At 63.7% G+C, this 622-nt stretch carries 2 protein-coding genes; both read right to left on the reverse strand.

Annotated elements, in window-relative coordinates; translation table 11 throughout:
* A partial coding sequence (locus AACY52_RS29265) for a hypothetical protein (protein WP_339561211.1) occupies positions 1–184 on the reverse strand: 184 nt, incomplete at its 3' end.
* The coding region (locus tag AACY52_RS29270; RefSeq protein WP_339561212.1) for a CerR family C-terminal domain-containing protein at positions 181–622 on the reverse strand (442 nt) is incomplete at its 5' end. The genes AACY52_RS29265 and AACY52_RS29270, both read right to left, overlap by 4 nt.

Consider the following 622-nt stretch of genomic DNA (forward strand, 5'->3'; position numbering starts at 1 on the left):
CGTCGGTCGATTCATACTGCCGCGCGTCCAGATAATAGAGCACCGCTGCGACCACGATCACCCCGACCACCGGAATGACGATGACCCAGAACAGCGGCTTGCGAAAAATCGACGGCTTCGCAGGTGCTGCGGCCGCCGAGTTATCCTGATCGGCCTTGGCGTCGGGTTGGGGCGTATCGCTCATGAAAGCTCCTGTCGTTCGGCGATCAGCCGGTCGAGAATGGCATCGGTATTGGCTGCGATCCGCGCGCCGAGCGCGGCAATCGCGGAAGCGTCCAGATCGGCGCGCTGCATCAGCTGAAGGACTGTCGCACGGGAGGCACGCAGCGTGACCACCTGCCCAATCACGGTGATCACAGCCACGCGCGCGGTGTCGCCCTCGTCCCGCCCGGTTGCGATCTGAACGAGATTAACGAGCGTTTGGAGCATCGTCCCCATCATCCCGCCGTAGATGCGCTCGAACGCCGCGGTCGGCTCCATCTGCTCGCGCATGATGAACAGCGAGTAAGACGTGTTTTTCTGGCCCGTCATCTTGTCGATCAAGCTCGCAACGATGGCGTGGATCAGCGCACGGGCGGCCGCTGGCGTAATCGCTTCGGGCACCCCGCCGCCCGCCAGATGC

The sequence above is a fragment of the Pseudomonas sp. EA_65y_Pfl1_P113 genome, from assembly GCF_963970525.1.
GTDB lineage: Bacteria > Pseudomonadota > Gammaproteobacteria > Pseudomonadales > Pseudomonadaceae > Aquipseudomonas > Aquipseudomonas tritici.